We start from the raw sequence: 17,014 nt of genomic DNA, 5'->3' as shown, positions 1-17,014 counted from the left end.
AATGATAATGATTATCAATTGTATTTATAGCATACCTGTTTTTACGCTACAACAAGTGCTCCCCCCAGCAGAGCCATTATCTTTGTCAGTCAATAATTCATACGAAACAAAACTGATTCCATAGGAATTCAAAAGATATTGATAATCATTATCAAATAAAATGCTCTGACTCAACCACAGAGATCCTCTTTATTTGGCCTGATAGCGGTAATTTATTTTTACTGCCTGAGAATAAACGTATGAATAAATTAAAAATAACAAAAATACCTTTTTATAAGACCACCTGCCTCGGGTTTTGCGGACTGGTATCCGCATTCAGCTATGGTGATGATTCAACGATTATGGTCACCGCAAATAAAACCGCACAGGCAGCCGAAGAGGTGCCGACCAGCCTGTCGACTTTTTTTGCCGAGGATTTACAGCGTCAGCACATTGAAGATCTGATTACGCTTGCACACAAAACGCCCAGCTTTAGCTTTCAGGCTACCGGGCAATCCGGTTTTAACCCACCCGTTATTCGCGGCCTGACATCCTACGCGACCGCTTTTTCTTCTTCTATGCTGATGACGGTTGATGGCGTACCTATGCTGACCAGCCAGGGATTTGATAATAATCTGGTCGGCGTCGAGCGAGTGGAAATATTACGCGGCCCGCAATCGGCGTTATACGGTAAAAATGCCGAAGGGGGAGTATTAAATATTTATACCCGACAGCCGGATAATACCCCCTGGTTACGTGTTGATGGTGAAATGGGCAGCCGTAATAAGCGAGTTGTACGCGTTGATGCCTCACACCCGCTGATTGACGATACGCTATATCTGGGAGTTTCCGGTCAGTTCCGTGAACAGGATGGCTTTATCCATGACCGCTATAATGGCGGCTGGGCCGATGACCGTAAAAGTTATGATGGTCGGGCTGTTCTCCGCTGGACGCCTGATGAACGCAGCGATATCTCATTGCGTTACAGCCATATTACCTACCGGGATGGTGCTTCGGCGTGGGGTAGTGTTAAGGGGTCGCACCATGAGGTTAACTCCGGGACACCCAGCTGGAACCACTCAGAAGGGGAAACATTCTCGCTTGATGTAGCGCATGAATTTGACTCCGGTATGTCACTGCGCTCAATCACCGCAAAAACCGACTATCACGACAGATTGAAGCAAGACTCAGATTTTATGCCGACGGAGCTGTTCTTTTTGCAGCGTAAGTATCATCTGAGCAATCTCTCTCAGGAGTTCAGATTATCCGGGGGCTATCATGAGGCTGAGTGGCTGGTAGGTGTGTATGCGGATAAAACCGATAACGATGTTTCTTTTACCAATAAAACCCTGGTAAACCTTCAGACGATAAATACGTCTCTGGAAGCACACTCAGTTTCACTGTTTGGTCAATGGTTACAACCCATCACTTCTCAGTGGTCCTTGACTCTGGGAGGACGTATTCAGCAGGACAATATAAAGGTCAAACCTGAATATGCTGAAAATCAGAGCCAGAGAGATAACCAGTTCTCTCCAAAAGCCTCTTTGCAATACCAGTGGAGACCTGAACATAACCTCTATCTGACCTACTCAGAAGGTTTTCGGGCGGGAGGGTATAACCTCTTTTCACCAACCGTCAATTATCCCCAATTTTCACCGGAAAAAGTCCGCTCTTATGAGACTGGCATAAAAGGGCTAATTAAACCGCTTAACCTGAGATATTCACTCGCTGCTTATTATATGCAAATTGATGATATGCAGGTTCAGCAAATCGTGGGGCCGGGAGTGACTACCATTACTAATGCGGCTACGGCTCATTCCAGTGGAATAGAAGCTACGTTTGATTACCTGCTGAACTCAGAATGGAGTTTTGATGCCGTTCTTGGGCTTAATAAAACTCGCTTTAATCACTACCGGGATGGCAGCAATAACTATGACGGTAATCGAAATCCCTATGCTCCGGACGTAACCTGGCACCTTGGCGTGCGTTATGACGCTGATAGCTGGTATGCAAATGCTTCTCTGGACGGTGTCGGTCGCACTTATCTGGATCCGGGTAATAACTATCAGCGCGGAGGGTATCAGCTTCTCAATATGCTGGTCGGTTACCCGGTTAATCCGCACCTGACATTAAGCGTTTACGGGCAGAATCTGACCAACGAACACTATGATGCCATCGGCGAAATGAACGGAAATGCCATTATTTATAGTCAGCCCCAGGAATTTGGAGTCCGTGCCAGTTATGAATTTTAATCAACCTGCAACCTTACAACCCTACTGGGATCTTGCGCTGGCTAATGTCAAAGCCGATGCATTACGGATAGCGCTCGAGTGGGATTTATTTCGTAAACTTAATACGCCGCAAACGGCGAGCGATATTGCCGCCAGTCTTGGCGTTGATAGCCGTAATCTGGGGTATGTTTTAGAGCTACTCTGGAGTATGGACCTACTGGCACATGAACCCGGAGATCCTCTTCGTTATTACAATCAGGATATCACCCGACAATATTTTGCATCCGATGCTGAGCACTATCTGGGAGATGCTTTTTTGTTTCGCCTAAGCGGGTTGCGTCATTTTGCCGGTCAGCTGGCACAGCAGGTACAGTCGGGCATGGTTTACAGTCAGGCTCCTGACGCCATCACCACCCAGGAGAACTGGGCAAAAGCTGCAAATGTTCAGATAGCGCAAGAGCAACGCGCTATCACCGCCGGAGTGGTACGAGAGCTGATGACCAAAGTACCCGAGTTTCAGCGCGGTGGCCGGCTACTGGATCTGGGTGGTGGCCCTGGATTAATCGCCATCAGTCTGCTGCAAGCGAGCCCTTTATGGCGCGGTGAGGTTTTCGATTTTCCTGAAACAGTTAAAGTCGCTCAAAGTAATATCGATAAGGCGGGGTTAAGTGAACGGCTAAACGTCACTGGTGGTAATCTGGCCACAGACCCGATCGGTGATAATTTTGATTTAATCTGGTGCTCGTCGGTATTGCATTTTATGCCGGATATTGAGGCCACATTAGCGAAAATATGGGCAGCCCTGAAACCTGGTGGGGTGTTTATCAGCGCCCATGCGGAAGTGCCATTGACAGTAACCGATGCAAGTAAAGTTCTGCCGTACTATTTAGCGATGCGGATGAAAGGCTGCCACGTTACCCCTCAGGGGGAGCTTGCGATGATGATGGAACGCGCAGGTTTTACTCAGCTTGAACAGTTCCCGCAGGTGACATTCCCCGTTGCGCCTGTCACCGTGATTATTGCCAGAAAAGAGGCGCTATGAGTCAGATAACTGCTCAACGCTATGGACTCTATCAGGCGATATTCGGCTGGATGAACTTTGTGCTGGTGATCCCGGGGATTTATCTGTTACTTGGTCTGCCACTGACTATGCGTGAATACGGATGGTCCGGGACGGAGATTGGGCTATTTCAGTTAGCCGGACTCCCGGCCGTGTTTAAGTTCCTGCTGGCATTACCGGTTCAGCGCTTTAGTCCGGGAAAACGCCACTACAGCAACTGGGTCTTGTGCCTGATCCTGCCTTTGGCGGTATTACTTTGGCTGATAAGCGATCAGGATATACTGGCCCATCGCATTCCACTGTTCTTACTGGCGCTGTCTATCAGCCTGCTGGCAACCTGGGCTGATATCCCTCTGAATGCGCTGGTGGTTAAATTACTGCCACGCAGCGAACAGATGCGCGCCGGTAGCATCCGCTCCATGGCGCTTTTTTTAGGCGCTATTGTCGGCAGTGGCGTAATGCTGGTACTACAAGGATTATGGGGCTGGGAAGCGCCATTTTTTCTGATGCTGACAGGTCTGTTAATCGGTCTGCTATTGATGGGACTACTGACTGAAGATAAGTCTTTAGTCACCACAACAGAGCAAGAAGTACCGCACCAGTCTCTGACGGATTTTGCCGGTTTTTTTCGCCAGCCCGAAGCCAGACTCTGGACGCTATTGCTGATGACCTGCTTCCCGTTTGTCGGTGCGGCCTGGTTATATATGAAACCTCTGTTACTGGACTTTGGCGTTAAGGCTCAGGATATTGCCTGGATAGTGGGAGTCGGCGGCGGGATTGTGGGTGCCATTGCCAGTTTGCTCAGTGGTCGGTTAGTTCGCTATTTAGGAATAGCCAGAGCCGTTCCTTGTTATCTGTTGGCCGCCTTGCTGGCGCTGGGGCTTTTAACCCTGGCGGTAGTACTGAAATGGGATCAGCAATGGCTGATCGGCACAATCTTTCTGGTGGCGGTCGCGATGGGTGGGATCTCTTCGCTGATGTTCGGGCTGATGATGTTTTTTACCCGTAACGAGCGACGTGCGGCGGATTATGGTCTTCAGGCAAGCCTGTTTGTTCTGACCAGGTTAACCTTCCCGATTGGTGCGGGAGTCTTGCTGGACAGGGGAGGGTATTCTCTGATGCTCACCGCGCTATGCTGTGGGGTACTGGCGGTACTGATAACGGTAATGCTTGCCAGAAACTCACTTTCCCGGATGACGCAGTATACCGCTCAGCTATCCGGACGAGAGTCTTAAGCTCTTCTCCATCACACTGCCACTAACCGTATCAGTTCTGACCTGATACGGTTAGTCACCGCTTTCGCTCAGAAACGATCTTTAGTTCATCAAGGCTATCACTTACATTGATAATACTGGTTTTATCTTAGTGGGGACGGGTATGACGAATAAGAGAGTAGAAATACTGCAATATGAATTGAAAAAAGGGAGTGGAGAAGCATTCCATCAGATTATGTGTGATATCAGCATCCCACTACATATCCGCCATGGTATCGATGTTGTAGCCTACGGAAACTCGCTGCATGATACAGATAGCTACTATCTCATTCGTGCTTTTGCTTCGGAGCAACAAATGCAGGATATTCTGGCTACCTTCTACAGCAGTGATGGCTGGCGCTCAGGCCCAAGAGAAGAAATCATCAGCAGCATTGATGTCAGTCTGAAATCGGTATTATCACTGCCGGAAAGCGCAGTAGACGAACTAAGAATAACCTCATCAGAACGGAAATAATGGCTTCTCTGGAGAGTAAAGCCGGTTACTGCTGAGGGTAACAAACCAAAAACCCGCAAGCTTGCGCTATGCGGGTTTGGAGGGGTAAGACCGTGACGGATATTATTCCTCTTCACGCTCTTTATTTGCCCGCTGGCGATCGTAATATTCATCTTCCGCGTTGATTATCTCATCCATCAGTGAACCCATGTCCACTTCATGTTCTTCCTCAACGAACAGACCGGTAAGCGCGACCTCAGGGGTTAACTTACCGTCTTCATACAGCTGCCAAATCTCTTTGGCGTAACGGGTTTTCAGTAATTGCGGGGCAAACTGACCGTAGTAGGCGGTGATATTACCTACGTCACGCTCAAACATCGACTCGGCATGGTTGTTAGCGGCGGCATCAACGGCCTGGGGTAGGTCGATAATCACCGGGCCATTGGCATCCATCAGGACGTTAAATTCTGATAAATCACCATGTACCAGACCGGCACACAGCATGCGCACAATATTGCGGATCATAGTATTAAAATCGGTGATGGCATTTTCTTCTGTCAAAGTGACATCGCTCAGGCGTGGCGCCACCATACCGTCGGCATCGGTGACCAGTTCCATCAGTAGCACACCATCAAGGCAGATATAGGGCTCAGGAACGCGTACGCCGGCTTTATCGAGACGAAAGAGCGCTTCTACCTCAGCCATCTGCCAGCTCTCTTCCTGCTCCTTGCGACCGAATTTAGAACCTTTCTGCATCGCACGTGCACTACGCGAGTTACGGACTTTACGTCCTTCCTGATACTGTACGGCTTGCTTAAAGCTACGCTGGGTTGCCTCTTTGTAGACTTTGGCGCAGCGCACAGTGTCACCGCATAATACAGTGTAAACGTCAGCTTCCTTGCCGCTTTTCAGGCGCTGGAGGACTTCATCTATCAAGCCATCATCGACTAATGGCTGGATCCTGGCTGGGATTTTCATGCGGCGTTATACCTTTTGTCTGCCGCTTTTGGTATCAACAGCATAGACGGCGAAAGTAGAAATAATTAACGGAGACCTCATCGTGAATTCCATTAGTTTGAGCATTTTTCTGAATTAATCCATGAAATAACACATTACTGAGTGTTTTTCATATAAAACAGTGGATTATTGATTTTTATCGGATCATATCCCTGTGATTTTACGGCTCATAGGCTTAATGAGCAAAGTTTCCTGAATGATAAATGACTTTTTGATGGTAATCCGATTCTGCTACGACTTCACAAACATCCCCGGGCTTACAGTCCAGAATCTTCAGCACCCTTCCTGAAAGGCTGTTTTCTTCATACGCAATTTGATACTGAGTCTTATCATAAAAGCATCGTAGAACGGGTTTAACCTGCTTAATCAGTTCCTGATGAGGAGAGCTGATATAAAAGCTGACAAGATCTAGCTGATCGGTCCGTTCTTTATACAAGTCAATGATAAAATAGCTCTTTGTATAGTGTGAAGAACTGAATAGCAGAATATCACCTTTACAGACAGGAATATCATCGAAATAGTAATCACAGAGTGTCGCGAGATTAAGCTCAATATGCATTAATTCAAGGATTTTTGCTAACTCTGCATTTGGGAATGCGGGACCATCCTCATCCGGGTAATCCACTAAGTCACTTGCAGAAGTACAGATACAAAAAGCGGTAGTCGGTATTGCTGCTGCCATCATCAATCCTCTGCCGGAACATCCATGGATAAGTGAACTTTTTCTTCTGACGAAGCAAGATCGTACCAGCGACAAAGCATAATCTATAGGATAAAAAACCGATATCATCATTATTTTTACGCTGATTCGTCAGTCCTCGTAAAATTGGTTATCATCCGCTTCTATTCTTTGCCGGGTCGCCTGATGTCTGAGATTATTGATAACTTTATTGCTCCGCCGTGTCATGAGGAAATCGACATCCTCTGGCAGGATGAGCATCTGCTGCTGATTAATAAACCCGCCGGGCTACTCAGTCTGTCAGGGAAAAACCCCCTGAATTTTGATTCTGTTCATTACCGGCTGGTGCAAAACTTCCCCGGCTGTACGCTGGTGCATCGCTTAGACTTCGGGACTTCGGGACTGATGGTGATTGCCCGCAATAAGGCTATCAATGCCGCGTTGTGCCAGCAGTTCAGCCAGCGAACCGTCAGTAAAGTCTATAGCGCATTGCTCTGTGGGCATCTGGAAAGCAATGAAGGGGTAATCGATGCGCCAATCGCGAAAGATCCGGCGTTATTTCCATTAATGACAATCAGCGCGATTAACGGTAAACCAGCTCGTTCTCGCTATCGTGTTGTGGAGCGTTTTTACCAGCAGGGTGAAGGGGGTATCTCACTGCCACTCACCCGGGTTGAGCTCACACCGGAAACCGGACGCACTCACCAGCTCCGCATTCACTGCCAGCTGCTGGGGCATCCAATCCTCGGCTGCGATCTCTATGGCGGGCTCTTACTGCCAGGAACGGAACAGACGCCTCGTTTGATGCTACACGCCAGCGAATTACAGTTTGTTCATCCGGTAAGTCTGGAGCCCGTCCATGGCCGAAATACCAGCCCGTTCTGAAAAATACCCGGTAATGCAGTGACTACCACATCAGGTCATCAGGGATTTTAAAGTCAGCGTACGGATCGTCTTCATCCTGCTCTTCCTGACTCAAGGTGCTGTTCAGGACAATGCTGTCGGCATCACGCTGGGCGATTTTATCCGCGACAACCGCAGGAATAATCGCGTACTGATGCTCGCTGCTGCCCTCTACCACTAAACGGGCAATCGCCAGGCGGCCGCTGATCAGCTGGGATTGAGTGAGCTTATCGACCACGACTTTTTTGATTAAGTTGTTGTCGGTAAAGTTAAAATCGATATTGCCTTTGGCAATAATAATTCTGTTCATCTCAATCAGCTGTTTAACCTGGGCCTTATACTCTTTGGCTAAAGTCGCTTGCTTTTGCTGCTCGCTCAGCTGCTTATCACGCTCGATCTGTGCTTTTTTATTCTCTTCTACCGCTTCTCTGGCCTCACGAGCCTGAACCCGTGACTTTTTAGCGGTTCTCTGGACCTTAGCGACTTTCTTACTGGTCACTAAACCTGCTTTTAACATCTGCTCTTGTAAGGTGAGTTTTGTCATCTTCGCTTTAAACCAATCCGATAATTTATGGGGATTATACCCGTAATTGTTGAATTGACTAAACACCTGATGTCGTCAGGGTACATAACCACTATTTAAGTATGCCTATTCATAGAGTTACCTGATGTTGTCACTTTTTTGTCATCTAAATGAAGCCGTAGTGAAACAAAAAGCCAATAAGTTATAGCCACTTTTATGATGAATATATGAAATAAACCTGAAAAATAAACGGACATTATTATTTAGTTTTCAAGTAATCAGCACTCAATACATATTCTAAAGGGCCCTCCATGAAATATTTAAATTATGTTTTATTGTCTCTGTTAAGTGTGACGGCTCAGTCATGGGCTGCGGGTAATGTTGCTAACACACCCTCCGTGATACAGCTAAAAGCGGCCGATCTGAGGCCGACACAACCGAGCATTGGCGATCAGCAAGTTAATTACAAAATTGCCAGCTATGCCTTAAACCCTAAAAAGTTATATGCTGATTACTGCGAAGATAACGGCGCTGAAGGTGTTGAATCCTTTACTGAAAAATCATCCCTGCTTGATCTTAACTCTTTCAAATGCCTCGAGCCCTATGGTTCCAAAGTTAAAGATCTGAAAACTGCCGTGATTGGCCCGGATAAGCAATATTATTTAACCGATGGTCACCATCTGGTCAGCATGCTAAATAAAGTCTCTGGTGGAGATACTCCCGTTTTTATCCGCATTACCGATGATAAATCTGACATGGGTTCGATGAAAGCGTTCTGGGATTTCCTTGCAGAAAATAACCTGACATGGTTGAAAGATGCTCAGTTTAAGCCAGTAAACTATCAGTCTCTGCCACAGACCGTATCAGAGGAAAGCTTACAGAACGATCGCTACCGTTCAATCATGTATTTTCTCCGGGATGTCTCTTATAAAAAACCTAAATCAACCAATATTCCCTTCTTTGAATTTTATATTGCCGAGTGGCTAAATAAAAAAGTCCCTGTTGATTCACTGAAACTGGATACCAGAGAAGATTATTACGACTCTCTGCAGAAAGTGGCTAATGCCATGCTCTCAGCCCCCGCTGATGAAGTTATCGTTGAGTTAGATGGCAAAAAATATACCACCAGTGATTTTGGGGTATTTACTGCCATCAATAAAAAAGAGCTGAATAAACTGATTGATCAAAATGGAAAACTGACGGTCTTATTCACGGCAGCACAGAAAGGATAATATCGTTAAAGCGTTAACAGCAAAAAATCACCAAAAGATGGGGCTTCTGCTTTTGGTGATTTTGCGCTTAAGCTAGCCACTTCTGACTTTTCCTCCGTATACATTTTTTTAGATAAAAAAATAAGCGATATTTTATCAAAAAATTATTGTATAACCCGATCAGGAGTACTCGAACCAGTGGCTATTTTGTTTCGCGATGGGGGTGATGGAATAGATAATTTCCTGTAAATGCTCACGCGTCGCTTTTTCCGCGGCATGGGGATCGCGTGCCTTCAGGGCATTAAAAATTAAGTAATGCTGCTGGATCAGGCTGGAAGGCGGAGAAACCTGGCTCAGGCTGAGAAAACGTACCCGATCCATCGTTGCTTTAATTGACTCAATGGTTTCCCATGCGAGTGAACAATTAGCAACCTGTGTCAAAAGTTGATGGAAATTATCATCAAGGCTAAGAAATTCGTTCACCCGATTATTCTGCGCGGCGAGTTCCTGACAGTGTAAGTTGTGCTCTAGCGTCAGCAGTTGTTCCTCCGTGACCATTTCTGCCGCCCGACGTGCAATGGCACATTCCAGCGCCTGACGGATAAAGCGGGCATCCGACACGCGCTGTTCGGATATCTTCATGACGAACGTGCCGCGCTGCGGCAGGATCTGCACCAGACCGGCCTCTGCCAGCTTGATAAAAGCCTCCCTGACCGGCTGACGAGAAATAGTAAAACGCAGGGAGATTTCTTTTTCGGACAGCAGCTTACCAGGAGGGATTGTGCATTCCACAATTTCTTTACGCAATATGCGATAAATTTGCTGATTGATGGGTTCGTTATTATTGATCTGAAAATAAATATCCATGTCGTTATATTTATCCAATAAATTTGTGATTTATAATTTACGACTATACCCACCATGCCAGCCTGTCATCGACTAAGCTGAACTTAACTGAACTTTTAGCATAAACAGTTTAAGGCATGGCGGGTATATATCTTCTATTTAAAACACATCATTAAAATAATATTGCTCTATGGCATGAGTAAATCAGGTAAAAACATGACTGTTTGCGGGAAAATAAATAAAATTGCTGTGAAGATAAGGAATGCGATTAAATAAGGTACTGATGCTTTTATAAAATGTACCGTATCGCATTTTAAAATACCACAAACCGTATACATACAAATACCCACTGGCGGTGTGTTCGCCCCCAATAACGTTAACGTAATGAACAAAATTCCGAAGTGAATAGGGTCATAGCCGATTTCAGTAACAATAGGTAGTAAGATTGGCGTCAGCAGCAATACCAGCGGACTGGCATCTAACACCATGCCAATAATCAGTACCAGCGCAAAAATCAGCAGCATGATACCTGTCGGATTATCTGTAAAATCGGTAATGAATTCAGTCATCGCTTGCGGTAACTGATCCAACACGCTGATATGTCCAAGAATGAAGGCGGCCATAACCAAAAGCATGACAATGCCTAAGTCACTTAGCGTCTCTGTTAATGTATCAAGGAGTCCTTGCCAGGTGAGTTCTTTATAAACTAAGCCTCCAACAATAATGGCGTAGAGAACGATAAATGCCCCAGCTTCTGAAGTCGTAAACAAACCTAAACGAATGACCACAATGAGGATAACCGGGAACATCAGAGCCCAAAAACCGCGACGGAAACTCGCCGCAACTTCTTTAAATGTGGGTTTTGTGAGTGTTTCTGGCTGAATTTTCATGCGACGAGCCATGATGTAATTCGTTACCATAAGCGTTATTGTCAGCAAAATGCCCGGGATAATGCCTGCAAGAAATAATTTTCCGATAGAAACGTTACCGACAAAGCCATACAGGATTAATAAGATACTCGGAGGTAATGTTGCAGTGATCAGGGAAGCAAAAGCAATGACTACCGCGGTATAAGCCTTGGGGTAACCTCGTTCAATCATAGAGAACCCAAGCATACGTGACTGCATGGATGCATCAGCGACGGCTGAGCCGGCAACCCCGCCCATCAGCATCGCGAGTAATACGTTAATTTGCGCCAGCCCACCAATCATCCATCCGGTTAGCAGACGAGCAAAATCTAATAAACGCTCAGTAATACCTGTCCGTGTAAGTAAATTTCCCACCAGAATAAACAGCGGAACAGCAATCATCGGAAATGACTGGGTAGGGGCTGCAAATTTTTGAAAAGCAATTCCGAGGGGGAGAAAGTCGGATGTGAAAAAATAGGCCAGGCTTGATATGGCAATAACGAATCCTACCGGCATGCCCATCAGCATAAATAAAATAAACAATACACCGGTCAACCATATCATGGCAGATTTCCTCTGATAGATAATGCTCGATTAGAATTGATTTTATCAATCAATTGTTCAATACAGGTGAAAATCATTAACAGGCATCCTGTCGGAACCGCCGCGCTTAAAACAACATGGTTTATCTCGGAGATAGGTAATACATGCGAACGAGTATCCCACATAAAAATATATCCAGAACAGGTTCCAAACCCCAGGAAGGCAATAATTAAAATTCTGTTAATATAATCAATAATATCCTGTACTTTCACGGGGAACCGCTTCAATAAGATATCAATTCCCATATTACGCTGTTTGACTTGAGCATAGTGGATAGAGAACATACTCACCCAGGCGAATAAAACCATTGATATTTCTATAGACCAAATCAGGGGGTATCCAATTGCTCGCCCAATAGCTGCGATCAATATAAGGGCCACCATGATAATAAAAATTATTTTCGCAATGGCTATTTCTATTTTTATCAGTGTTTTCATCTGTAATATCTCACTTAACGGCCCACCCGAAGGGTGGGCGTCATATAGAAATGATCAAGCTCGTCTATTTGATATCCAGCGCTGTTTTTACACTGCTTTGAGCCTGCTCCAGCCCAAGCTTTGCGGGCACATTAGCGCATGCTGCTATAAACGGAGTAAGGTCGATATCAGCGATTTTCGCACCACTCTTAGACATTTTTTCTAAAACAGCATTACTCTGTTCTATAATTTTTTGCGAAGTGAACGCGCCCGCATTATAAGACTCTTCCTGAAGAATCTTCTGGTATTCGGCTGGTAACTGATCGAACCATTTGCTTCCCACGATAATCGACGTCATCAGATGGTAGTGGTTGGTTTTAGTTATATCTTTAGCGACTTCATTAAGTTTGGAACCGTATAATGCTGTCGGGTGTGCCTCAGCAGCATCGACTACACCCGTTTGAATCGCAGAATAGACTTCTGACCACGCCATTGGTGTGGGTGATCCACCCATGCAGTTGATCGTTTCGATAGCGATGGGTGAGTCAGGCACTCTGACCCTGACGCCTTTTAAATCAGCTGGTTGGGTGAAAGGTTTTTTCGTTATCATCATGCGGGAGCCTTGATACCAGTTGAACGACAGGCTGACCAACCCTGATTTGTCTTTTAACTGTGATTCCCATTCTTCAAATACCGGTGTTGCGACAAGTTTTGCCGCCTGGTCATAGTCTGACAGTAAGAAGGGAGCATTCAGTATTGCCAGCTCCGGTACAAATTGTGCCAGCCTGCCGCCATCAGTAAGAACACCTACATTACTTCCTACCTGAGCCTGCTGAATTAACTCACCATCAGCGCCTAGCTGCCCACTGGGAAACAATCTGACACGTACATTTTTATCCGTGCGTTTCTCAACATTTTTCTTAAACTCCTTAAATCCAGCATAAACAGGATCGTCTGGCGATAAAGCGGTGCTCAGATTGAACTCATATGTTTTAGCTGCAAAGGAAGATAAGGTAAATAGGGAAAGTAATGAGCCTATTGCTATTTTTTTATATACGCCGGATTTCAGCGCATTAAAATAATTCCTTTCGAAACTTAAGGTACATTTTGACATATTATTTTATTCTCCAAAGGAAAGATTATGAGTTTAAAATTCGTATTTGATGATCAAACTATAATAATTAGACCTTGTGTATAAATAATCAAATTTAACTTTTCACGTCAAACTGTTATTTAGAGATGTTTATCACAAAGCTGTTTATTCATTTCAATGCTTATGTGATGTTAATCATTTCATCTTGCCACCCGTCCAGATGGAAATGGTTTAATTGACAAAACAAAACTCAATTTGGTTTTTTTAGTATTTACGAAAGCTGGGTTATTCTATATCACATCTCGATTATCCATTTTTCAGTATTGTTTTTATCTAATGTATTGCTCAATATTCCCCATAATCAGCCATCGACTTCTTGCGCCAGTTTAACTATTTCGGCCCAAACGCCGTCGTCAACAGGAATACCGTTGATGAGATTCTCTCGTCTATTTTTAGCGGAATGTTCGCCGGGGTAATAAACGTCCTTCTGGCCTTCTGCCGCCGTCGATGTCTTGACATAATCTGCCACGCTGTCAGCCATTTGCTCGCTAAACTCGCGGCCACCAAGCTGTGCGGGATCGAACACCATAAAAATCTGACTCGCTCCGGTACAACTCCCTTTACCGACTTTATCGATCTCATTTGTTGGGTGCCCCGCGGACAGTAATGCGGCCATGGCATCTAATAAAACGGCCATTCCCGATCCTTTCCAGTATCCGGTAGGAAGGATCCGCATAGACTGTTCAATTGGCCCCGGCTCATCGGTTAAATTTCCCTGCTGGTCGAAACCGCCGGGGAAGGGGAGACGTTCATTCTTAAGTCGTGTGACCTGCAATTTTCCGTATGAGTATTGCGACATGGCCATATCCAGCACGATCGATCCTTTCTCACGGGGTACAGCCATCACGAAGGGATTATTACCTAAGCGGGTATTTTTACCTCCCCATGCAGGCATACACGACTCCGTATTCGTCCAGCAAATGGCGGCAAGACCCTGTTCTGCCGCTCTCCAGCCGTATGTGCCTCCACGCATCCAGTGCGTTGTATTGCGTAAAGCAACAATCCCTATGCCATTCTGACGTGCCAGTTCTGCGGCTTTTTCAACGGCAAATAACGCATTAGTAATACCAATCCCCTGATTACCGTCATAGATCTCAATTACGCCTAATGACTTAACCTGAGTGGGCTCAGCCTGAATATTGATCCAACCTTTTTGGACGTAATCAATAAACCGGGATACGCGGTTTAACCCATGTGAGAAGACCCCATCACAGCTGGACTCCGTGTGAATTTGTGCGCAAATATCTGCCTGCTGTTCACTTAAACCTGCATTTAAGAATGCCTTTTTTACTGTCTCTTTCATGGTATCAAAGTTGATTCTTTGCATATTTTTCATCTCGTTATGAGGACCAATATTCCACGATAAATATCATCACGCCTGAATATCTAGAATGACTTTGCAGCAACCTCGAGGGTCTTGTTCAAATTTGCTCATCGCATCTTCTGCCTGAGAAAGCGGCAAATAATGGGTAACTAATTTTTCAGGGGCGAGTAATCCGCGCTGTAACCAGTCAATTACCACGGGAAAGCGTTTGCTATTAAGGCGCGAGGTAAAGAGCGACAACTCTTTGCTGGTGAGGCTCTTCTGGGTAAAATGACAAGGCTCGTCTGAAAAACCGAGAAGCCCGATACGTGCAGCAGGGGAAGCCAGGGCAATAGCTTCTGACAGAATAGAAGGATGGCAGGCTGCATCAATAATCAACGTAGGAGAGATGCCCGGTAACTGTGCTGATAGCGGAACCTCGCTATTATCTAACGTCAGATCTGCGCCATTCTGACGAGCCATCAATAGTCGTTCCGGTATACGATCGGCAACTATAACTTGAGCCACCCCATATACACCTTTCAGTACTTGAATCGCGGTTAATCCCATTGGGCCTGCGCCATAAATCAGAGCAATATCACGAGACGTTGGCGAGAGAAAGGCGGTGATATTCGCTGCAATCGTAAAGGGTTCAACAAGGCTTGCCAGTTCATCGGGGATGGCATCAGGAATAGAATAAGCATTCGCCGTCGGTACGCAGGCATATTCGCTAAATCCGCCATCCCGATGTACGCCGATAACCTGTAATTCCGTGCATACGTTAGGACGATCAACGGAACAGGGGTAGCAATGGCCGCAGCTCACCACTGGATCAACCGAGACACGCTCTCCCAGCCGGGATGCATCTATACCCTCTCCAACAGCATCAATTACGCCGAAGAACTCATGTCCGATAACGCGCGGATATCTGGCAAAGGGATTATGTCCGCGCCAAATATGGACATCAGAGCCGCAGATACTGGCATAGCGGACTTTCACCCGAACCTCACCTGCCGTCGGTTGCGGAACAGGACGCTCTTCAACCACTAATTCATTGGGTTGCTGTATTACAATGCTTTTCATTTTTTAACCTCTGATAACCGAGTCTATTTTTACCAGTTCCACAGGGTGCCATCTTCCAGACGCGCAACCGGTAAATAGGCGGGATCATAGGGATACTTCGCTGCCAGCTTTTCATCGAACTCAATGCCTAATCCTGGCTTATCGCCCGGGTGCATATAGCCATCATCGAAAGTCCAGCTATGGGGGAAGACTTCCAGCATTTGTTCCGAATAACCCATATATTCCTGAACGCCGAAGTTGGGTACCCAGAGGTCAAAATGTAGTGCCGCTGCCATACAGACAGGAGAGAGGTCTGAGGGCCCGTGTGAACCTGTACGCACCTGATAAAGGGAGGCAAAATCAGCGATGCGGCGCATACCCGTAATTCCGCCCGCATGGGTGATGGTGGTACGGATATAGTCGATGAGCTGCTCTTCGATCAGCTGTTTACAATCCCAGATGCTGTTAAACACTTCTCCCACGGCAATCGGCGTGATGGTGTGCTGACGAATTAAACGGAAGCAGGCCTGATTTTCAGCAGGGGTCGGATCCTCCATCCAGAACAGGCGATAATCCTCAATACTTTTACCAAAGCGCGCGGCTTCAATGGGGGTAAGACGATGGTGCATGTCGTGCAGCATATGCTCGTTGAAACCAAATTTCTCACGCACTGCCTCAAACAACTTCGGCGTAAAATCGAGGTATTTCTCTGTCGACCATAGTTGTTCTTCCGGGTAGTGGCCCTTTGTCGCAGGCTCATAGGCAAGCCCTTTTCCTTTCGCCATACCGTAAGTAGTTTTCATACCCGGCACGCCGCACTGCACACGAATCGCCTTGAATCCTTCATCGCGGTGCCTGGCATAATCATCCAGCACTTCATCAATCGAGTGGCCCGTCGTATGGCAATAGACCATGACGCCTGTGCGCGATGCTCCGCCCAGTAACTGGTAAAGCGGCATATTGGCGGCTTTGGCTTTGATATCCCATAAAGCGGTATCTACTGCCGAAATCGCGGACATGGTTACCGGGCCCCGGCGCCAGTAAGCTCCTTTATATAAAAACTGCCAGATATCTTCGATATGGTGCGCATCACGCCCAATAAGCTGCTGACATATATGATCTTTGAGATAAGAGGCAACGGGTAGCTCACGTCCGTTGAGTGTTGCATCACCCAGCCCGGTTAATCCACTATCTGTCGTAATTTTCAGGGTGACAAAGTTACGCCCCGGGCAGGTGACAAATACCTCAGCACTGACAATCTTCACGTTATTTATCCTTTTTATACGTACAGATATTCTTTTGTGCCTACTACCATACAACCATGTTGGTGGCGATAAGTTGAACAGCTTCACATTTAATTAACATTGGTGGGATTTCTTTGAAGACTGTGATCTGGGTTATGACTTGTGTCAT

16 protein-coding genes are annotated in these 17,014 nt (G+C 46.1%); 6 read left to right on the top strand and 10 right to left on the bottom strand.

From position 1 onward, the window contains the following. The first annotated feature begins 239 nt into the window (after window positions 1–239). The 4 genes from M2387_RS22565 to M2387_RS22550 all read left to right on the top strand — a co-directional run bounded on the left by M2387_RS22565 (window position 240) and on the right by M2387_RS22550 (window position 4,998). Complete coding sequence (locus M2387_RS22565) at window positions 240–2,231, top strand: TonB-dependent receptor (protein WP_259052806.1); 1,992 nt, start codon at window positions 240–242, stop codon at window positions 2,229–2,231. After that, window positions 2,221–3,252 (top strand): class I SAM-dependent methyltransferase, encoded by a 1,032-nt coding sequence (locus M2387_RS22560; RefSeq protein WP_259052805.1) that lies wholly within the window; start codon window positions 2,221–2,223, stop codon window positions 3,250–3,252. The genes M2387_RS22565 and M2387_RS22560 overlap by 11 nt, the downstream gene beginning before the upstream one ends. Continuing rightward, window positions 3,249–4,505 carry an MFS transporter gene (locus M2387_RS22555; RefSeq protein ID WP_259052804.1) on the top strand — a complete coding sequence of 419 codons (1,257 nt, stop codon included), beginning with the start codon at window positions 3,249–3,251 and terminating at the stop codon, window positions 4,503–4,505. Before M2387_RS22560 ends, M2387_RS22555 begins: the two co-directional genes overlap by 4 nt. Before the next feature lie 142 nt (window positions 4,506–4,647). After that, a complete protein-coding gene (locus M2387_RS22550; RefSeq protein WP_259052803.1) occupies window positions 4,648–4,998 on the top strand; it encodes an NIPSNAP family protein in 351 nt (116 codons plus the stop codon). A gap of 102 nt (window positions 4,999–5,100) precedes the next feature. On the opposite strand, the gene M2387_RS22545 is transcribed toward M2387_RS22550, so the two are convergent. Then, window positions 5,101–5,955: a PA4780 family RIO1-like protein kinase gene (locus M2387_RS22545; RefSeq protein ID WP_259052802.1), complete on the bottom strand. Its 855-nt coding sequence runs from the start codon at window positions 5,953–5,955 to the stop codon at window positions 5,101–5,103. Between the two features lie 214 nt (window positions 5,956–6,169). Continuing rightward, complete coding sequence (locus M2387_RS22540; protein ID WP_259052800.1) at window positions 6,170–6,787, bottom strand: hypothetical protein; 618 nt, start codon at window positions 6,785–6,787, stop codon at window positions 6,170–6,172. A gap of 72 nt (window positions 6,788–6,859) precedes the next feature. On the opposite strand from M2387_RS22540, the gene M2387_RS22535 reads away from it, so the two are divergent. Continuing rightward, window positions 6,860–7,558, top strand: coding sequence for an RluA family pseudouridine synthase (locus M2387_RS22535; RefSeq protein WP_259052799.1), 699 nt, complete (start codon window positions 6,860–6,862; stop codon window positions 7,556–7,558). Between the two features lie 22 nt (window positions 7,559–7,580). Here the strand turns inward: M2387_RS22535 and M2387_RS22530 are convergent, their stop codons facing one another. Further along, window positions 7,581–8,120 (bottom strand): DUF2058 domain-containing protein, encoded by a 540-nt coding sequence (locus M2387_RS22530; protein ID WP_259052798.1) that lies wholly within the window; start codon window positions 8,118–8,120, stop codon window positions 7,581–7,583. 290 nt (window positions 8,121–8,410) lie between these two features. On the opposite strand from M2387_RS22530, the gene M2387_RS22525 reads away from it, so the two are divergent. Next, window positions 8,411–9,331: a ParB/Srx family N-terminal domain-containing protein gene (locus tag M2387_RS22525; RefSeq protein WP_259052797.1), complete on the top strand. Its 921-nt coding sequence runs from the start codon at window positions 8,411–8,413 to the stop codon at window positions 9,329–9,331. Window positions 9,332–9,490: 159 nt separating this feature from the next. Here M2387_RS22525 and M2387_RS22520 read toward each other — a convergent pair whose 3' ends face one another. The 7 genes from M2387_RS22520 to manD all read right to left on the bottom strand — a co-directional run bounded on the left by M2387_RS22520 (window position 9,491) and on the right by manD (window position 16,866). Further along, entirely contained in the window at window positions 9,491–10,177 is a 687-nt protein-coding gene (locus M2387_RS22520) for a GntR family transcriptional regulator (protein WP_259052796.1), read from the bottom strand. A 167-nt stretch (window positions 10,178–10,344) separates the two neighbouring features. Further along, on the bottom strand, window positions 10,345–11,628 hold the full coding sequence (locus M2387_RS22515) for a TRAP transporter large permease (protein WP_259052795.1): 1,284 nt from the start codon (window positions 11,626–11,628) through the stop codon (window positions 10,345–10,347). Continuing rightward, the gene (locus M2387_RS22510; protein ID WP_259052794.1) at window positions 11,625–12,104 is read right to left on the bottom strand and encodes a TRAP transporter small permease; all 480 of its coding nucleotides are present in this window, start codon (window positions 12,102–12,104) and stop codon (window positions 11,625–11,627) included. The genes M2387_RS22515 and M2387_RS22510 overlap by 4 nt, the downstream gene beginning before the upstream one ends. 64 nt (window positions 12,105–12,168) lie before the next feature. After that, window positions 12,169–13,197: a C4-dicarboxylate TRAP transporter substrate-binding protein gene (locus tag M2387_RS22505; RefSeq protein WP_259052793.1), complete on the bottom strand. Its 1,029-nt coding sequence runs from the start codon at window positions 13,195–13,197 to the stop codon at window positions 12,169–12,171. Window positions 13,198–13,537: 340 nt separating this feature from the next. Next, complete coding sequence (yiaK, locus tag M2387_RS22500; RefSeq protein ID WP_259052792.1) at window positions 13,538–14,563, bottom strand: 3-dehydro-L-gulonate 2-dehydrogenase; 1,026 nt, start codon at window positions 14,561–14,563, stop codon at window positions 13,538–13,540. Between the two features lie 45 nt (window positions 14,564–14,608). Next, window positions 14,609–15,622 (bottom strand): Zn-dependent oxidoreductase, encoded by a 1,014-nt coding sequence (locus tag M2387_RS22495; protein WP_259052791.1) that lies wholly within the window; start codon window positions 15,620–15,622, stop codon window positions 14,609–14,611. 29 nt (window positions 15,623–15,651) lie between these two features. After that, complete coding sequence (manD, locus tag M2387_RS22490) at window positions 15,652–16,866, bottom strand: D-mannonate dehydratase ManD (RefSeq protein ID WP_259052789.1); 1,215 nt, start codon at window positions 16,864–16,866, stop codon at window positions 15,652–15,654. Between the last annotated feature and the right edge of the window lie 148 nt (window positions 16,867–17,014).

The organism is Klebsiella sp. BIGb0407 (genome assembly GCF_024807845.1).
GTDB lineage: Bacteria > Pseudomonadota > Gammaproteobacteria > Enterobacterales > Enterobacteriaceae > JGM124.
Note: the sequence above shows the minus strand (reverse complement) of the source record. Positions and strands in the feature narration are given on the sequence as shown.

Bases quoted from the DNA above. Each gene is read 5' to 3' on its own strand.
- M2387_RS22565 (WP_259052806.1), top strand. From the start codon at position 240: ATGAATAAATTAAAAATAACAAAAATACCTTTTTATAAGACCACCTGC.
- M2387_RS22560 (WP_259052805.1), top strand. From the start codon at position 2,221: ATGAATTTTAATCAACCTGCAACCTTACAACCCTACTGGGATCTTGCG.
- M2387_RS22555 (WP_259052804.1), top strand. From the start codon at position 3,249: ATGAGTCAGATAACTGCTCAACGCTATGGACTCTATCAGGCGATATTC.
- M2387_RS22550 (WP_259052803.1), top strand. From the start codon at position 4,648: ATGACGAATAAGAGAGTAGAAATACTGCAATATGAATTGAAAAAAGGG.
- M2387_RS22545 (WP_259052802.1), bottom strand. From the start codon at position 5,955: ATGAAAATCCCAGCCAGGATCCAGCCATTAGTCGATGATGGCTTGATA.
- M2387_RS22540 (WP_259052800.1), bottom strand. From the start codon at position 6,787: ATGATGATATCGGTTTTTTATCCTATAGATTATGCTTTGTCGCTGGTA.
- M2387_RS22535 (WP_259052799.1), top strand. From the start codon at position 6,860: ATGTCTGAGATTATTGATAACTTTATTGCTCCGCCGTGTCATGAGGAA.
- M2387_RS22530 (WP_259052798.1), bottom strand. From the start codon at position 8,120: ATGACAAAACTCACCTTACAAGAGCAGATGTTAAAAGCAGGTTTAGTG.
- M2387_RS22525 (WP_259052797.1), top strand. From the start codon at position 8,411: ATGAAATATTTAAATTATGTTTTATTGTCTCTGTTAAGTGTGACGGCT.
- M2387_RS22520 (WP_259052796.1), bottom strand. From the start codon at position 10,177: ATGGATATTTATTTTCAGATCAATAATAACGAACCCATCAATCAGCAA.
- M2387_RS22515 (WP_259052795.1), bottom strand. From the start codon at position 11,628: ATGATATGGTTGACCGGTGTATTGTTTATTTTATTTATGCTGATGGGC.
- M2387_RS22510 (WP_259052794.1), bottom strand. From the start codon at position 12,104: ATGAAAACACTGATAAAAATAGAAATAGCCATTGCGAAAATAATTTTT.
- M2387_RS22505 (WP_259052793.1), bottom strand. From the start codon at position 13,197: ATGTCAAAATGTACCTTAAGTTTCGAAAGGAATTATTTTAATGCGCTG.
- yiaK (WP_259052792.1), bottom strand. From the start codon at position 14,563: ATGCAAAGAATCAACTTTGATACCATGAAAGAGACAGTAAAAAAGGCA.
- M2387_RS22495 (WP_259052791.1), bottom strand. From the start codon at position 15,622: ATGAAAAGCATTGTAATACAGCAACCCAATGAATTAGTGGTTGAAGAG.